Annotated in this window: 1 protein-coding gene; it reads right to left on the reverse strand. The window is 29.6% G+C overall.

Annotated features, from left to right (window positions below):
* Positions 1-241: 241 nt before the first annotated feature.
* Positions 242-500, reverse strand: a 259-nt coding sequence (locus MWU65_RS17560) for a hypothetical protein (RefSeq protein WP_348646048.1), incomplete at its 5' end; no start/stop codon positions are given.

The raw sequence follows: 500 nt of genomic DNA on the forward strand, positions 1-500 counted from the left end.
TGTAAAATTAGTACCAACATCATCCTTCCAAAATCATAATCGCTCAAACACCCTTATTTTTCGGCCTTTGACAAAACTATTGTTGAAGTGTAAAAAAATACCGATAACGGTAAAAACACAAAAATCCCTTTATCGAAATAAAATGTATTTCAGCTTGTGATTGCCCCTGTTATTGAAAAGTAATTTGTAAGAAATAGTAGAATGAAGTGATTAACAAATGGTTCTTAGAAGCTTTTACCTATTACGCTACTTTAGATTTGCTACGTTTTGTATCGAAAGCCAACTCCTTTTTAATTTTAGAATTTTTAAACTTATACAAACGTGCTACCTTATTTGTTTCTTTTAAGTTATCCTTTTTCATTTCAGAAACAGTTACCTCTTTTGTTTCAGTTTCTAACACTGAAGTTTCTTTTACATCTTGTGCCTGAGCAAAAAATCCGATAAAAAGAACAAATAATAAAGTGGTAATAGCTTTCATAATAACTTTGTTTGATGATGTA

This window comes from Cellulophaga sp. F20128, from assembly GCF_023015805.1.
Lineage (GTDB): Bacteria > Bacteroidota > Bacteroidia > Flavobacteriales > Flavobacteriaceae > Cellulophaga.